This is a genomic window from Flavobacterium sp. SLB02, assembly GCF_009664855.1.
In the GTDB taxonomy this organism is placed as follows: Bacteria; Bacteroidota; Bacteroidia; order Flavobacteriales; family Flavobacteriaceae; genus Flavobacterium.
In genome coordinates, this window is record NZ_CP045928.1 from 5254214 (window position 1) to 5270786 (window position 16573).

Below are 16573 nucleotides of genomic sequence, written 5' to 3' on the forward strand. Positions count from 1 at the left end.
GTTTAATTTAAAAAATAAAAGTATGAAAAAGTTAATTATAGGGGCGGCAATTTTATTTGTTCAAATGTCTTTTGGTCAGGTTACCAAAGAGTTGGGAGATTTTGATACTGTAAAAGTATTTGATAAACTAAGTGTAAAATTAGTTCAGTCATCAGAAAATAAAATTGTTATAAAAGGAACCAGAGAAGCAGAGCTGGAAGCTGTAAACAAAAATGGAATATTAAAATTAAGAATGCCTTTTCCTAAGCTTTTATCAGGAAATGATCTTCAGGTAACTTTGTATTATAAACATATAGAATTGATTGATGTTAATGAAGGAGCCGATATAAAAAGTGAGGGAACGATAAAAGCTACTTCGTTTAAAGTTAGTGCACAAGAAGGCGGTAAAATCAATGTAGATTTAGATGTTGATAAACTTAAAGTAAGTTCAGTTTCTGGAGGAGAAATCACTGCAACAGGTAAAGCAGCTAACCTTGATGCAAGTTTAGGAGCTGGCGGATATTTCCTTGGAAGTAAATTAGCCACATCTCAGACTAAAGTAAGCGTTTCTGCGGGCGGAAAAGCAGATGTGAATGCTTCTACCCTTGTCGATGCAAAAGTAAGCGCAGGAGGCTCTATTTACATTTATGGAAAACCGAAACAAATTAATCAGAAAACGGTTTTTGGAGGTAAAATAGAAGAAGTAAAATAAGAAATCGTATTTGAATGATAAATGATATTTTGGCTGGACTGCCATGGGGACTTTTTTTAAGTTTTATGGTAGGTCCAGTATTTTTTATACTACTGGAAACCAGTATTACAAAAGGATTCAGAGCTGCTATAGTTTTTGATCTTGGTGTAGTATTAGGTGATATTTTTTTTATAGGAATTGCGTATTTAGGAAGTTACAGACTTATTCAGAGCTTAAAAGATAAACCAGCACTCTTTATTTTTGGCGGAATTATTATGCTGGCTTACGGTATAATCTCTTTTGTACGATTAAGAAATGAAGAAAAAATTGACGATGAAGAAATTGATCGGGATATCATCAAAAGAAACTACGGCAGTTTGTTTATAAAAGGTTTTTTACTCAACGTTATCAACATTGGTGTATTAGGTTTCTGGTTAGCAGTAATCATTTCTGTCGGACCAAAATTAGAAATGCAAAACTCAAGAATGTTTACTTTTTTTGCTTCGGTAATTATAACTTATTTGGCAGTTGATTGTCTTAAAATATTATTAGCCAAACAATTAAAAACAAAAATGACCCCAACCAATATCCTAAAAATAAAAAAAGGAATTAGTATTGTTTTAATGGTTTTCGGACTGGTGTTAATAACTCAGGGTTGGTTTCCAAAAGAAAAAGAAATGGTTAGAAATGCTTTTGAGAAGATTGAAAAGTAGTTGTTAATAACTCAAAAATATAAAATTAAACCTCTGAAATTCAGAGGTTTTTTTATGTTTATAATATTCGTAGTGATAGAACTTTGTCAAAGTTTTAAGCTTTGACAAAGTTGACTCCAGTTTGTCATTCTGAGGAACGAAGAATTACACTAGTAATTCCGCAAAGTAAATTGCCAATCTTTATAGAGTTACTTGTGTGATTCTTCCTTCCTCGAGATGACAAGATTGTGGAAAAGTTAGATAAAAAGAGATTTCAGTGAAGTTTTTTGAGGTATGATTCGGATTCGAACCTAAATCTTTAATTTTCACTAAAAATTAAACATAAAAAAAAGAGACACATTTCTGTATCTCTTTTTGAGGCATCGTCCGGATTCGAACCGGAGTAGGAGCTTTTGCAGAGCCCAGCCTAGCCGCTCGGCCACGACGCCGTAATTGAACGGATGGCAAAAGTAACTAAAATCTTTAAATTTCAAAAGTTTAAAAGTAACTATTTTAAAAAAAAAGCTTTTTAATTTAAAGAATTAAGCTCTGATTTTACTCATTTTTATAGTAACTGATTCAACATCACCACCAATAGGAGGATTTATTTTAGAAACCCAAACTGTAGTTTTTTCTGCAGTTTCTATTTCAGCAAGTACTCGAATATTGATTCTTTTGGCTACATGCTCTAATAAATGCGAACGAATGGCCATTTCTTCGGTAACAATTTTGTTCAAATGTACATAATCAACCGTATCTGCAAGATGATCTGTGTCGGCTGATTTCTGTAAATTAGTTTTAATTTTTAGATCAACAGTGTAGTCAGATCCAATTTTTCCTTCTTCAATCATACATCCGTGGTAGGAAAAAGTACGAATGTTTTTTAATTTTATAACTCCCATTTTCTTGTTGTTTCAAGTTTAAAGTTTCAGGTTTAACGCCAGTTAAGTAACTTTAAACCTGAAACCTGAAACCTTTTTTTTATCTTTGCTAAAATTACTATAAAATAATGGCATCAGAAGATAAATCACTCAATTTTATTGAACAAATCATAGAAGAAGATCTTAAATCAGGTCTTTCGCAAAGCAAACTTCATTTTCGTTTTCCACCAGAACCAAATGGTTATTTACATATTGGTCATGCAAGTTCTATTGCATTAAATTTTGGTTTAGGAATTGATTATCAATCTCCTGTGAATTTACGTTTTGATGATACAAACCCAGAAAAAGAAGAACAGGAATTTGTTGATGCAATTAAAAAAGATGTTGAATGGCTAGGGTATACCTGGGCAGAAGAACGTTATGCATCTGATTATTTTCAACAATTATATGATTGGGCAGTTTTATTAATTAAAAAAGATAAAGCTTATGTTGATAGCCAGTCTTCTGAAGATATGGCCATCCAAAAAGGAACTCCGTCTACGATTGGAACAGATTCTCCTTACAGAAATCGTTCTGTTGAAGAGAATTTGGGTTTATTCGAAAGAATGAAAAATGGTGAATTTGAGGCTGGAACCCATATCCTTCGTGCAAAAATAGACATGAAATCGACCAATATGTTGATGCGTGATCCTATCATGTACAGGATTTTACATAAAGAACATCACCGAACTGGAGATGCCTGGAAAATTTATCCAATGTACGATTGGGCGCATGGGCAAAGTGATTATTTAGAAGGAATTTCACATTCATTTTGTACACTTGAATTCTTGCCTCACCGTGAATTATACGATTGGTTTTTAGACCAGATTTTAGAGGATAATAAACTACGTCCAAAGCAAAGAGAATTTGCAAGACGTAACTTATCACATACTGTTGTTAGTAAAAGAAAATTGCAGCAACTAGTTAAGGAAAAGCATGTTAAGGGTTGGAATGATCCAAGAATGTCAACAATTTCAGGACTAAGAAGACGTGGTTATACTGCTGCTTCCTTACGTAATTTTGCCAATACAACCGGAATTGCAAAACGTGATAATTTGATCAATGTATCGGTTTTAGAGTTTTGTATTCGTGAAGATTTAAACAAAATTGCACCTCGTGTAATGGCTGTTTTAGACCCTGTAAAATTGGTGATTACAAATTATCCTGAAGGAAAAGAGGAGTGGTTAGAAGCCGAAAATAATCAGGAAGATGAGAATGCAGGTTTCAGAAAAGTACCTTTTTCCCGTGAATTGTACATCGAAAGAGAGGACTTTCTTGAAGAAGCTCCTGCTAAATTTTTCCGTTTAACTTTAGGAAAAGAAGTACGTCTTAAAAATGCCTATATTATTAAAGGAGAAAGTGTTAAAAAAGATGAAGACGGAAATATTACAGAGATTCAGGTAACATATGATACGGATTCTTTGAGCGGAAGCGGGACAGAAGCAAGTCAAAGAAAAGTGTCTGGAACATTACACTGGGTTTCTATCTCTCATGCAGTTGAAGCAGAAGTTCGTATGTATGATCGTTTGTTTACAGATGAAGCTCCGGACAGTTATAAAGACAAAAATTTCTTAGATTTTGTGAATCCAAAGTCATTAGAAATTATCACCGGATTTGTTGAACCAAGTTTATCAACAGCTCAAAACGAGGATAAATTTCAGTTTCAACGTTTGGGTTATTTTACTGTTGATAAAGATTCAACTCCTTCAAAATTAGTTTTTAACAAGACTGTTGGACTTAAAGATGCCTGGGAAGAAAAAGGTAAAAAAGAAGAAAACAGCATCAATAATTCTTTGAAAGATATCAACAAATATTTTAAAGTTGAGACTAAACCGGAACGTATTGCAATCGAAAGTGCAATAGGGGAGAGCATCAAAAATGTTTCAAGTTTTTCTTTATTGCAAAATTCATTAAAGAAGAATATCAACAATAATAAAGGATCATTGTTATTTGCTCAGTTTATTTTGAAATATTCAATTTTGAAATCTAAGGATTTTGAAGAAGATGATATCAAAAAATTATATACAATGTCTTTAAGAAGTGAGTCAACTTATGTTCGTTCGAAAGCACTTTTGAATTTAAGAGATATTGAAGATTCAAATTTGAGAAATCAATTTGACGATGATATTTTGAAATTATTTTCAAATCCTCCAAAAAATGCATCAGAGAGAGAAATTGAAATTCTTAAGGAAATGGTAAAGATATAATATCATTATAATCTATCGAAAAGCGCTTTTTATAAGCGCTTTTTTTATTATTTAAGTTTTCTATTGAAAAATAAAAAATCATAGTTTTAGGAGATTAAAAATGACCTTCATAAATTGATTTTAAGTGAATTTTTTAATTCTTCCATCTCATTAATCATCTTTTAAAAGATAATTAAATATAAGCTCTTATTTTAATTTTAGAGCTAGTTTTGCTTTGTTTTTTGGGTTGTTAACATCTAATTGTTTATAAAGTTGAAGGTTGATTATGATTTAGTCATCTCTCATCTTTTTTAGATTTTTCATTTGTCAATTTTCAACTACTAGATTTTAAATCAATTTTTATTATACTAATTTTTATTTTTTAAGTTTTTGACTATTATATATTAAAACTATTATTCTTTAATTTTATATCATTTTTACCGATTAAAAATGACATTCATAAATTAATTTTAAGCTATTTTTTTAACTCTTTTAGGTTATTAATCATATTTTAAAAAATCATTTAATAGATGTCTTTATTTTAATTTTCGATTTTGTTTGTCTAATTTTATGACTTTTTAAGGTAAAATTGCTTCTAAAAGTAAAATCATCATTTATTTAGGTTTATTTCAAGTTTTAATTTTAACCACATATTTTAAATTGTGCTGATTTTATATAATCAATTAAAATTATATTAATTTATAATTTAAATGTTTTTAATTATTATTTAGTAAAACTATGTAAAATGTAATTTCAATAGATGGATACGATTAAAAATGGCTTTCATAAGTTGATTTTAAGCTATTTTTTCATTTCTTTCATGTCATTAATCATCTTTTGAATTATTGTTGATTTTTAAGCTTTATTTAAGTTTTTGAGCTCTATTTTCTTAGTTTAACGCGTTGTTAACATACAATTGTTTATAAAGTTGGTATTTTTATCCAAAGGTCAAATCTAAAGTGTCAAATTTCTAATTTCACTTAAGAATCGAATCTGAATTTTTCTAAAATTTAAAAATGAATAATTTTTGGTTTTAAGGCTAATTCTAAATCTGAATTCTAAAGATTGGTTTTATGGTCAATTGTAATTGTGATTGTATTTTGATAATACTTCTAGCGTAAAAGTATTTTTCAGAGGGTAGTTCATAATTTAAAAATTTCATGAAATTAATTTTATGGCTTATTTGAAATTTTGTCTTTGGTTTTGGCAAAAACAATTTTAATCCTTAAATTTTAATATTATGAAAATTCTATTTTTTACGCTATCGATTTTATTTGCAAATATTGCAATTTCTCAAACGCACCAAATTACAAAACACAATGGTGAAGAACTGGATGTTAATTTTATAAAAGTCGAAAATGATTTGGTTTATTATTCCTTGAACGGAAGTGCCGAAGAACATAAAATCAGCAAATACGCAGTTTCAAAAATTACCAATAAACAATCTAATCAAACTCAGAAAGTTTCTGATAAAGTTATAGTAGATTCAAAATCAGATTATAAATTCGTAACTGTTTTATCTCAGGACAAGACAATAGGTTTAAAACAAGTGGCCAATTTTTCAGGAGTCTCGACAAAGACAAAAGGAGAACCGCCAATTGCAAATAAAAACCAGACTGCTATGAGAATCAAAACACAATCGGCTTCAAGTGGATATCCATTTGTGAGTATTGTTGAAAAAGCAGATGGTAAGTATGAAGCTGTTGCTTATGTGTATTAAATTTAGTGTTAATTTTTATTAAATTACATTTAAGCAATAATTTATAATTCAAAAAAACAGTACCTTTAGTATTCATTTAAATTTTAATATTATGTCAAAAAACGTAAATACAGTTGCAGCAATTTTAGCTGGTGCTGCAGTAGGAGCAGCAATCGGAATTTTATTTGCTCCGGACAAAGGATCAAAAACCCGTGCTAAACTTAAGGAAGGTTTAGATGATGCGAAACATAATTTGCAAGATTCACTTTCAGCAAGTTCTGAAGTTCTACGTGAAAAATTTACAAAAGCAAAAGAAAATTTAGACGGAACTTATGGAGAGTTACTTTCAAACATGAGTTATAAAACTGAAGAAGTAATTGGTTTTTTGGAATCTAAATTAGCTGACTTAAAAGCGCAAAACGCTAAGCTTCAAAAATAATAATCCAGGAAGCACAAAGCTCAATGTGATTTTGATGATTGTTTGGTTATTTTAATTTTAGAATAATCGACTCCAGTTATTGAGTCATGAGTTTTGTGCTTCTTTTTTTTTAATTAAAATTACAATTATGGCATTTGAAGAATTAAAAGAAAACACCGAGAATATTCAGGATCAGGCTAAAGTTTATATGGAAAGTCATTTAGCTTATTATAAACTTTGGGGTTTTAAAGTAGCCATGAAATCAACAACTTTAATTTTAAAGTTTACTTTGATTTTATTGTGTTTTAGTATGGTAATGATTTTTGGATCTTTTGCCGCAGCATATGCTTTTGGAGCTTTGTTCGAAAGTAATGCACTTGGTTTTCTGGCAGTAGGAGGGATCTATTTGCTCTTTACAATTTTACTTTTCTTCCTGAAGGACAAGTTTGTTGAAGGTCCGATATTAGAGAAATTTTCAGAAATCTTTTTTAATGACTAATTATGGAAACTAAAAAATACTCATCATACGCAGCAATCGAAAGAGATTTAGAAATTTTGAAACTCGAGAAGGAGATCAATTATCAAAAACTGGTCTTAAGTTTTCAAAAAACAAAAGAATCTATAACACCACAAAGTATTGTTGGTGGCGTTTTTTCTTCTTATAAAGAATATTTTACCAGATCATATCCGCAAATTTTACAATCAATTTTACCATATATAATCAACTGGTTTATCAATAAAAAAAGAGGCAATTAAGCCTCTTTTTTACTTTGTAATATTATTTTGTTTCTGGTAGAATGTCATCTTCGTAACCTGATTGTGGTTCAATAGGTTTAGGTTTCTTCTCTATTTTTTTGTTGTTTTTCTTCATCATTTCACCAACCTGGTTTGATGCTGTAAACGATGCCACCATATTATTCAACATATCACTTCCGGCCTGAGGAGAGTTGGGTAACAAGATCAAGTTAGAATTGGCATCAGCACCAATGGCTTGTAATGTATCATAATGTTGAGTAACTACAATAAGGGCAGAAGCTTCTTGAGAATTTATCCCAACATTGTTCAAAACTTCAACACTTTCTACTAAACCTCTTGCAATTTCACGACGCTGATCTGCAATACCTTGTCCTTGTAAACGTTTACTTTCTGCTTCGGCTTTTGCTTTTGCAACGATTCTGATTCTTGAACTTTCAGCTTCAAATTCAGCAGCCGTTTTTTCTCTGTCAGCAGCGTTAATTCTGTTCATGGCATTCTTAACCTGAATGTCCGGATCAATATCTGTTACCAAAGTATTGATAATATCATATCCATAAGTAGTCATCGCTTCATTCAATTCTCTTTTTACTGCAATCGCGATATCATCTTTTCTTTCAAAAACATCATCCAGTTTTAGTTTAGGAACTTCGGCACGAACAACGTCAAAAACATAAGCAGTAATCTGATCGTGTGGATATTCTAGTTTATAAAAAGCATCATATACTTTTTCCTGAATTACTTTAAACTGAACCGAAACTTTCATTTTGATAAAAACGTTGTCTTTAGTTTTGGTTTCGATGATAACATCAAGTTGTTGAATTTTCAGATTTACACGTCCGGCCAATCTGTCAACTATTGGAATTTTAAGTTGCAATCCTGAATTTCTCACGCTGTGAAATTTTCCAAATCTTTCTATAATTACCGATGATTGTTGCTTAACGGTGAAAAAGGAAGACATTAAAATAAAAAATCCTAAGACTAAAATGATAATAAATGCTGTACCCATAATGATATTGATTTAGTTTTTATGATCTGGTAAATTACGAATAATCTGCCAAATTCAATTTTTTTAAGCGTAAAAAAAAAGCTAACAACATTTTATCAATGTGTATTAGCGTTTAATATAAAGTTATTTTTTACCATTAAGAGATTAAGAAAAATTAAGCCAAGCTTTATGAACTTAATATCTTAATGGTAAAAAAAATTATAGTGTTGAAATTGCTTTCTGAATTCTTGCAATAGTTTCTTGTTTTCCAATGATTTCAACAATGTCAAATAGGTGAGGACCTTTAAGAGCTCCAACCAAACTTAGACGGAAAGGCTGCATTACTTTCCCCATACCGATTTCGTTTTTAATTAACCAGTCTTTTACGATTGCTTCAATATTTGCAGAATCAAATCCATCGATATATTCAAGGGTAGAAATCAATTCCTGCATTAAAGCCGGAGTTTCTTCCTTCCAGTTTTTGCTTGCTTTTTCATCATAAGATGTTGGGGCCTGAAAAAAGAAATCAGTCAAATCCCAAAATTCAGAAACAAAATGAGCTCTTTCTTTAATCAAAGAAACAATTCTTGTTATGTCAAATTTAGAAATATCAACACCTTTTTCTACCAAAGTAGGAGTGAAGCTTGTCGCTAAATCTTCATTATTTTGTTTGATCAAATATTGGTGATTGAACCATTTGTTTTTTTCCGGATCAAATTTAGCTCCGGATTTATGAACTCTGTTCAAGTCAAAAGACTCAACTAATTCTTCTAACGAAAATAATTCTTTATCAGTTCCGTCATTCCAACCTAAAAAAGCAAGGAAATTTACAACTGCTTCCGGGAAAAATCCTTTCTCTCTGTAACCAGATGAAATACCTTCTTCGGTTTTCCATTCTAATGGGAACACAGGAAATCCTAATTTATCTCCATCTCTTTTAGATAATTTTCCGTTTCCAACTGGTTTTAAAATCAAAGGTAAATGTGCAAATTCAGGAGCATCCCAACCAAAAGCTCTGTATAATAAAACGTGAAGTGGCATTGATGGCAACCATTCTTCACCACGAATTACATGTGATGTTTCCATCAAATGATCATCAACAATATTCGCTAAATGGTATGTTGGCATTCCGTCACTTTTGAATAGTACTTTATCATCAAGTAAACTCGTTTCGAATTTTACATCACCACGAATGATATCTTTCAAATGCAAAGTTTCATCAACCGGAGTTTTAAAACGAATCACATAATGTTCTCCATTTGCAATTCTTTTAGTTACTTCTTCAGCAGAAATTACCAGAGAAGTATCTAACTTTTCACGAATGGTATGATTGTAAATAAATGTTTTTCCTTCAGCTTCTTGTTCTTTTCTCAAAGCATCAAGAGCTTCTGCAGTATCAAAAGCATAATATGCCCAACCTGAATTGATCAACTGATCTGCATAAGTTTGGTATAATTCTTTACGATCACTTTGTCTGTACGGACCAAATTTTTCATTTTTCCCAACGGTTTCTTCAGGAGAAATTCCTAACCATTCTAGTGCTTCCATAATATAAGCTTCGGCACCAGGAACAAAACGAGTTTGGTCTGTGTCTTCAATTCTTAAATAAAAAACACCATTGTTTTTTTTGGCAAATAAATAATTAAATAGGGCAGTACGAACTCCGCCAATATGTAAAGGTCCTGTTGGACTTGGTGCAAAACGCACACGAACTTGCTTTGACATTTGTTTAAATTTTGATGCAAAGATACGTTTTATGATTTTAGATTTTAGAATGTTGATTTCAGATTTTTCGATCTTAGAACCTTAGCGTCTTAGTAACTTAGAATCTTAAAAGGTATTATTATAATTAGTACTTTTATGGGTTATAAATAAAACAGATATACTTTGAAAACAACATCTGCTATATACCAAAAGCTAGAAGCATTTATAAAGAAATATTATACGAATGAATTGATAAAAGGAGGACTTCTTTTTATTGGTTTTGGATTATTGTATTTCTTGTTCACGCTCTTTATTGAGTATTTTCTTTGGTTGAAACCATTAGGAAGAACATTATTATTCTGGATATTTATTGTGGTAGAAGTGTTTCTATTGTTTCGTTTTATTTTGTTCCCGATTTTTAAGTTGTTCAAACTTCAAAAAGGTATTGATTATAATCAGGCTTCAACTATTATTGGAAATCATTTTACAGAAGTAAGTGATAAGCTGACGAACTTTTTGCAATTGTCAGCTTCTGAGAATTCAACAGAAAGTTCAGAGTTGATGTTGGCTTCGATAGAGCAAAAAGCAAATTCATTGCAGCCAATTCCGTTTGGGAATGCCATTAATTTTAAAACCAACAAAAAGTATTTGCCATTAGCTATTATTCCAATTTTACTTTTTGCTGTGTTTTATATTTCAGGAAATAGTAATATTATTTCTCAAAGTTTAGATAGAGTAGTACATTTTAATGCGACATTTTTACCACCGGCACCTTTCAAATTTGTAGTTCTAAATTCTAATTTACAAACAGAACAAAACAAAGATTTCGTGATTAAAATGGAATCCGTTGGAAACATAGTTCCGGAAAATGTAATGATCCATATTGGTAACGAAAGTTATTTTATGGAATCATCTCAACCTGGAAAGTTCGAATTCAAGATTGAAAAACCGGTATCCAATGTTCAGTTTTCTTTTGAAGGAAATTCGGTTTCATCTGAAGAATATGAGTTGAAAGTAATCACAGTTCCATCTATTGCCAACTTCGAAATGGTGTTAAATTTTCCATCTTATCTAAAGAAAAAATCAGAAACTATTCAGGGGACAGGAAATGCAATTGTACCGGAAGGAACTTTGGTAACCTGGAAAATGAATACACAATCGACTCAGGAAATTGTTTGGAAAGATGATAATTCAATTTTTAAGTTCAATAAGGCCGAAAATGAGTTTAAATTGGCTAAAAATATCAGTCAAAATACAGAATATCAAATTCTTACATCGAATAATAAGGTTAAAAACTACGAAAAACTAGATTATCAGCTCTCCGTTATCAAAGATCAGCATCCAACGATCACAGTTAGCCCTGCCCCGGACAGTTTAAAGCTGGATAAAAATTATGTTTTAGGTAGGCTAGGTGATGACTACGGATTGTATAAACTTCAGGTTGTGTATTACGAACGTAACAAACCAAACACTGCCAAGCGTGGAACAATACCTGTGAAGTCCGGTGTGTTTGATCAGTTTGTTTTTAACTTCCCAAGTAATCTTGCCGTGCAGGAAGGAGTATCTTATGAATACTATTTTGAGGTTTTTGATAATGATGCACCACATGGATTTAAGAGTACAAAGTCTTCTGTTTTTTCTGATCGTGTTTCTACTACAGATGAAATTCATGATATGGAATTACAACAGCAAAATGAAAATATCAATAGTTTAGAGAAGTCTTTGAAGAATCAAACCAAGCAATTTTCTGAAATGGATAAGATTCAGAAAGCAGGAAAAGAGAAAGATAATTTAGAGTTTAAAGACCAACAAAAAGTAAATGATTTTATCAAACGTCAGAAACAGCAAGACGAAATGATGAAACAATTTGCAGAGAAAATGAATAAGAATCTAGATAAATTTCAATCTGAAAAGAAAGATAAAACAGCTGATGATTTGCAAAAGCGTTTAGACAATGCAGAGAAAGATTTAGAAAAAAATCAGAAGTTGATGGATGAGTTGAAGAACTTAAACGACAAACTGAATAGCGAAGATTTGTTTGACAAGATGGAAAAGTTCAAACAAATCAGTAAGAACCAATCTCGTAATCTGGAGCAATTGGTTGAATTAACTAAACGTTTTTATGTTTCTAAAAAAGCAGAACAGGTTGCAGATAAATTAAAGAAGTTAGCAGATCAGCAAGAGCAGCTCTCGAATAAAGAAAAAGAAAATACACAGGAGAGACAAGAAGATATTAATAAAGCTTTTGATAAAATTCAGGAAGATTTAAAAGATCTGAAAGAGGAAAACAAGACATTGAAAGCTCCTTTGGATATTCCTTCTGATGCTTCAAAAGAGAAAGATGTCAAGGATGATTTGAAGAAAGCTTCTGAAGAATTAAGTAAAAAGAATTCTTCTTCGGCTAAGCCAAAACAAAAAAGTGCAGCCAAGAAAATGAAGAGTATGGCAGAGCAAATGGATTCAAGTATGGAAGGCGGAGAACAAGAACAGTTAGAAGAAGATGTTGCAATGCTTCGTCAGGTTTTGGATAATCTTCTTGCTTATTCGTTATCTCAGGAAGATGTGATGAAACAATTTAAATCTATGAAGTTGGGTTCTTCAGCTTTCACGAAGAACATTAAAGTGCAGCAGAATTTAAAACAACAGTTTAAACATGTCGATGATAGTTTGTTTGCACTGTCTTTACGTAACCCAAAAGTAGCCGAAGATGTAACAAAAGAAATAGGAAATGTTCAGTACAATATAGATAAAGCTATTGAAACTTTAAGTGATGTTCAGGTTCCAAAAGGAGTTTCGCACCAGCAATATGCGGTTTCATCTGCAAATAAATTGGCAGATTTTTTAAGTGATTTATTAAATAACATGCAGATGTCTATGTCGAAACCAGGAGCAGGAAAACCAAAACCTGGTGACGGGCAAGGGATGCAATTACCGGATATTATACAAAAGCAAAAAGGTCTTGCTGATAAAATGAAAGAAGGAATGAAACATGGAGATAAGCCCGGTGACAAACCTGGAGATAAACAGGGTGAAGGACAACAAGGTAAATCTGGAGATGGAAAGCAAGGACAAGGAAAAGAGGGACAAGGGAAAAGTGGTCAGGGAAAAGATGGTAAAGGAGATAAAAATGGAGGCAAAGGAAATGACGGAAAAGATGGTGAGGACGGAGAAGGAGATGCTGAAGCTATTATGGAAATCTATAAAGAACAAGTAAAACTTCGTGAAGCATTACAAAAAGAATTAGCCAAACAAGGTTTAGATTCTCAAGGAAGATCTGTAATTGATCAAATGAAAGCCTCGGAAAAACAACTTTTGAATAAAGGTTTTAAGAATGAGAACCTGCAACGTATCCTTAATATTCAACAAGAATTATTAAAATTAAATAATGCAGTTCAACAACAGGGGCAAGATACAAAGCGTCAATCTGAAACAAATAAGACTGAATTTTCTAATAAAACAAATGCACTACCAAGTTCGTTATTGGATTATTTAAACAGTGTAGAGATATTAAACAGACAATCACTACCTTTGCGCTCGAATTTTAATCAAAAGGTTCAAGAATATTTTAATACAAAATGATCAATTTTAATTACGAAACCGAATTTACTTTAGAGAACGAACAAGCCTTTGCAGATTGGTTGAGCGCTGTAATCGTTTCTGAAAAAAAAAATGAAGGAGAGATAAATTACATTTTTTGTGATGATGAATATCTTCATAAGATAAATGTAGAATATCTAAATCATGATACACTAACAGATATTATCAGTTTTGATTACACAGTAGGTAACGAACTAAACGGAGATATCTTTGTTTCTGTAGAAAGAGTAGAGGATAATGCTAAGGATTTTAATGTTTCTTTTACAGAAGAATTAAAAAGAGTTTTGGCTCACGGTATACTTCATTATTGTGGATACAAAGACAAGAGTGATTCTGAAGCTGAACTTATGCGTTCAAAAGAAGATGAGAAGATTGCGATGTTTCACGTGGAACAGGAATAAAAATAAATAAATTCAAAAGTGTAAGTTCCAAATTCGGATGTTTCACGTGAAACATTGATAGAAGATTTAGATTATACAGAAGAGTGTTTCACGTGGAACTATTTGAAAAGAGATCAAATATTCTGAAAACAATTTGAGATGTTTCACGTGGAACATGTATATTCAAGATTGTAGATTGTGAAAAAAAATATAATGTTTCACGTGGAACATGAAAAGAATTAGGAAGGTTTTATTTTGAAAGAGAAGAATGGTTTTGATTGTAGTCTGTTCCACGTGGAAGAGATTTGTTTGAATGAAATTATGGTTTGAGATTTTAGACTGAGATTTTAATTTTGGTATTTGAATTGCGTAAGCGCAATTTTTTCCAGAACATATTTCTACGCCAGAATTGGAATTTAGAATTTCTAAATTTGAATTTCAGAATTTAAAAGTTGCGCATTAGCGCCGTTCCACGTGGAACAAAAGAATGAGAAAATAATTCTGAGGATCGCCTTAAACGGTTTGCAGAGAATAATAAAACAAAATGTTTTTAGAAGAATACGATGTTATTGTAGTTGGTGCAGGTCATGCGGGATCTGAAGCCGCGGCAGCGGCCGCAAATTTAGGATCCAAAACTTTATTGGTTACCATGAGTCTGCAGAACATTGCACAGATGTCTTGCAACCCAGCGATGGGAGGAATTGCAAAAGGACAAATTGTGCGTGAGATTGATGCGCTTGGAGGATACTCAGGAATTGTTTCCGACCGCACGGCAATTCAATTTAAGATGTTGAATAAATCGAAAGGACCTGCAATGTGGTCCCCGAGAGTTCAAAGTGATCGAATGCGTTTTGCTGAAGAATGGAGAATGATGTTGGAGGGAACTCCAAATTTGGATTTCTACCAGGAGATGGTAAAGGGTTTGATTATCGAGGACGGAAAGATAAAAGGAATCAGAACTTCGTTAGGAGTAGAGATTCGATCTAAGTCGGTTGTATTGACAAACGGAACTTTTCTGAATGGTTTGATTCATATTGGAGAAAAACAATTTGGAGGAGGAAGAGCAGGTGAGAGTGCTGCAACAGGAATTACTGAAGATTTGGTGAAAGCCGGATTTGAATCAGGAAGAATGAAAACAGGAACGCCACCACGAGTTGATGGACGTTCTTTGGATTATTCTAAAATGAACGAAGAAAAAGGAGATGCGAAACCGGATAAGTTTTCTTATTCGGATTTAACGGTTCCTTTAATAAATCAAAGATCTTGCTACATGACATATACGTCATTGGATGTTCATGATATTTTGAGAGAAGGTTTTGATCGTTCTCCAATGTTTAACGGAAGAATCAAAAGTCTTGGCCCGAGATATTGTCCTTCGATAGAAGATAAGATTAATCGTTTTGCTGATAAAGATCGTCATCAATTATTTGTTGAGCCGGAAGGTTGGAATACTTGTGAAGTTTATGTAAACGGATTTTCAACTTCTCTTCCGGAGGATATTCAGTTCAAAGCATTGCGTTCTGTTGTTGGATTTGAGAATGTGAAATTCTTCCGTCCTGGATATGCGATCGAATATGATTATTTCCCGCCAACACAATTGAAACATACTTTGGAAACAAAGTTAGTTGAAGGTTTATATTTTGCCGGACAAATAAACGGAACAACAGGATATGAAGAAGCGGCATCACAAGGTTTGATGGCTGGAATAAATGCGCATTTAAAAGTGCATGAAAAAGCGCCGCTAATTTTAAAACGTGATGAAGCTTATATTGGAGTTTTGATTGACGACTTGATTACGAAAGGAACGGAAGAACCATATCGTATGTTTACATCGAGAGCAGAGTATCGAACATTGTTGCGTCAAGATAATGCCGATTTTAGATTAACGCCAATGTCGCATGAAATTGGTCTTGCTTCTGAAGCGCGTTTACGCCGTATGGAAAAGAAATTGAACGAATCTGAAAAGATGGTCGCTTTCTTTAGAGAAACGAGTGTAACGGTTGCAGAAACTAATCCGATTTTGGAAGCGAAAGAAACAGCTCCGATTACGCAAGGTGATAAAATGTTTAAAGTCTTCTCACGTCCTCAAATAGATTTAGAGGATATGTTGAAATTTGAGAAAGTAAAAGAATATATAGAATCGAATGATGTTGATCAGGAAATTTTGGAACAAGCCGAAATTCAGGTCAAATATTCTGGTTATATCGAAAAGGAAAGAAACAACGCTGACAAACTAACTCGTTTAGAAGAAGTGAAGATTCCGGAAAATTTCGATTACAATAAAATTAAATCAATGTCGATTGAAGCAAAACAAAAATTGAGCAAGATTCGTCCTGTTACAATTTCTCAGGCTTCAAGAATAAGCGGGGTGTCACCAAGTGATATTTCGGTTTTGTTGATTTATATGGGAAGGTAAGAAAGTATTCAGTCTCAGTTTTTAATTTTCAGTAAATGCTCAAAATTGAATACTGAGATTGTTTATTAAATTGTTCCACGTGAAACCATTTCTGACTTATATGTTTTTCGGTTTTGAAATAATCTGAAATTGAAGATTGGATTTGTTCCA

Annotated in this window: 13 protein-coding genes and 1 tRNA gene; 10 read left to right on the forward strand and 4 right to left on the reverse strand. The window is 32.1% G+C overall.

Annotated elements, in window-relative coordinates; genetic code table 11:
- Nucleotides 1-22 precede the first annotated feature (22 nt).
- Entirely contained in the window at nt 23-691 is a 669-nt protein-coding gene (locus GIY83_RS19815; protein ID WP_208683040.1) for a head GIN domain-containing protein, read from the forward strand.
- Nucleotides 692-705: 14 nt separating this feature from the next.
- Nucleotides 706-1383 (forward strand): LysE family translocator, encoded by a 678-nt coding sequence (locus GIY83_RS19820; RefSeq protein ID WP_208683042.1) that lies wholly within the window; start codon nt 706-708, stop codon nt 1381-1383.
- Nucleotides 1384-1740: 357 nt separating this feature from the next.
- Here the strand turns inward: GIY83_RS19820 and GIY83_RS19825 are convergent.
- Together GIY83_RS19825 and folB are read right to left on the reverse strand one after the other, a co-directional pair.
- Nucleotides 1741-1811, reverse strand: a tRNA-Cys gene (locus GIY83_RS19825).
- Between the two features lie 93 nt (nt 1812-1904).
- A complete protein-coding gene (gene folB, locus GIY83_RS19830; protein WP_194614997.1) occupies nt 1905-2264 on the reverse strand; it encodes a dihydroneopterin aldolase in 360 nt (119 codons plus the stop codon).
- Between the two features lie 107 nt (nt 2265-2371).
- Here folB and GIY83_RS19835 point away from each other — a divergent pair, with 107 nt between their 5' ends.
- From GIY83_RS19835 to GIY83_RS19855, 5 genes are all read left to right on the forward strand, one after another.
- A complete protein-coding gene (locus GIY83_RS19835; RefSeq protein WP_208683044.1) occupies nt 2372-4489 on the forward strand; it encodes a glutamine--tRNA ligase/YqeY domain fusion protein in 2118 nt (705 codons plus the stop codon).
- Between the two features lie 1219 nt (nt 4490-5708).
- Nucleotides 5709-6188 carry a hypothetical protein gene (locus GIY83_RS19840; protein WP_194614995.1) on the forward strand — a complete coding sequence of 160 codons (480 nt, stop codon included), beginning with the start codon at nt 5709-5711 and terminating at the stop codon, nt 6186-6188.
- Between the two features lie 91 nt (nt 6189-6279).
- Nucleotides 6280-6606: a YtxH domain-containing protein gene (locus GIY83_RS19845; protein ID WP_173973362.1), complete on the forward strand. Its 327-nt coding sequence runs from the start codon at nt 6280-6282 to the stop codon at nt 6604-6606.
- A gap of 127 nt (nt 6607-6733) precedes the next feature.
- Nucleotides 6734-7084, forward strand: coding sequence for a competence protein (locus GIY83_RS19850; protein WP_194614994.1), 351 nt, complete (start codon nt 6734-6736; stop codon nt 7082-7084).
- Between the two features lie 2 nt (nt 7085-7086).
- Nucleotides 7087-7341, forward strand: coding sequence for a DUF6327 family protein (locus tag GIY83_RS19855; protein WP_194614993.1), 255 nt, complete (start codon nt 7087-7089; stop codon nt 7339-7341).
- A gap of 22 nt (nt 7342-7363) precedes the next feature.
- Here the strand turns inward: GIY83_RS19855 and GIY83_RS19860 are convergent, their stop codons facing one another.
- Nucleotides 7364-8347 (reverse strand): SPFH domain-containing protein, encoded by a 984-nt coding sequence (locus GIY83_RS19860; RefSeq protein ID WP_194614992.1) that lies wholly within the window; start codon nt 8345-8347, stop codon nt 7364-7366.
- A gap of 198 nt (nt 8348-8545) precedes the next feature.
- Entirely contained in the window at nt 8546-10051 is a 1506-nt protein-coding gene (gltX, locus tag GIY83_RS19865) for a glutamate--tRNA ligase (protein WP_208683046.1), read from the reverse strand.
- Between the two features lie 162 nt (nt 10052-10213).
- Here gltX and GIY83_RS19870 point away from each other — a divergent pair, with 162 nt between their 5' ends.
- From GIY83_RS19870 to mnmG, 3 genes are all read left to right on the forward strand, one after another.
- Nucleotides 10214-13609 carry an O-antigen polymerase gene (locus GIY83_RS19870; RefSeq protein ID WP_208683049.1) on the forward strand — a complete coding sequence of 1132 codons (3396 nt, stop codon included), beginning with the start codon at nt 10214-10216 and terminating at the stop codon, nt 13607-13609.
- The gene (gene ybeY, locus GIY83_RS19875) at nt 13606-14028 is read left to right on the forward strand and encodes an rRNA maturation RNase YbeY (RefSeq protein WP_208683064.1); all 423 of its coding nucleotides are present in this window, start codon (nt 13606-13608) and stop codon (nt 14026-14028) included. Before GIY83_RS19870 ends, ybeY begins: the two co-directional genes overlap by 4 nt.
- A 523-nt stretch (nt 14029-14551) precedes the next feature.
- On the forward strand, nt 14552-16423 hold the full coding sequence (gene mnmG / locus GIY83_RS19880; protein WP_208683066.1) for a tRNA uridine-5-carboxymethylaminomethyl(34) synthesis enzyme MnmG: 1872 nt from the start codon (nt 14552-14554) through the stop codon (nt 16421-16423).
- Nucleotides 16424-16573: the final 150 nt, after the last annotated feature.

Coding starts and splice junctions, on each gene's coding strand:
- GIY83_RS19815 (WP_208683040.1), top strand. CDS start 23: ATGAAAAAGTTAATTATAGGGGCGGCAATTTTATTTGTTCAAATGTCT.
- GIY83_RS19820 (WP_208683042.1), top strand. CDS start 706: ATGATAAATGATATTTTGGCTGGACTGCCATGGGGACTTTTTTTAAGT.
- folB (WP_194614997.1), bottom strand. CDS start 2,264: ATGGGAGTTATAAAATTAAAAAACATTCGTACTTTTTCCTACCACGGA.
- GIY83_RS19835 (WP_208683044.1), top strand. CDS start 2,372: ATGGCATCAGAAGATAAATCACTCAATTTTATTGAACAAATCATAGAA.
- GIY83_RS19840 (WP_194614995.1), top strand. CDS start 5,709: ATGAAAATTCTATTTTTTACGCTATCGATTTTATTTGCAAATATTGCA.
- GIY83_RS19845 (WP_173973362.1), top strand. CDS start 6,280: ATGTCAAAAAACGTAAATACAGTTGCAGCAATTTTAGCTGGTGCTGCA.
- GIY83_RS19850 (WP_194614994.1), top strand. CDS start 6,734: ATGGCATTTGAAGAATTAAAAGAAAACACCGAGAATATTCAGGATCAG.
- GIY83_RS19855 (WP_194614993.1), top strand. CDS start 7,087: ATGGAAACTAAAAAATACTCATCATACGCAGCAATCGAAAGAGATTTA.
- GIY83_RS19860 (WP_194614992.1), bottom strand. CDS start 8,347: ATGGGTACAGCATTTATTATCATTTTAGTCTTAGGATTTTTTATTTTA.
- gltX (WP_208683046.1), bottom strand. CDS start 10,051: ATGTCAAAGCAAGTTCGTGTGCGTTTTGCACCAAGTCCAACAGGACCT.
- ybeY (WP_208683064.1), top strand. CDS start 13,606: ATGATCAATTTTAATTACGAAACCGAATTTACTTTAGAGAACGAACAA.
- mnmG (WP_208683066.1), top strand. CDS start 14,552: ATGTTTTTAGAAGAATACGATGTTATTGTAGTTGGTGCAGGTCATGCG.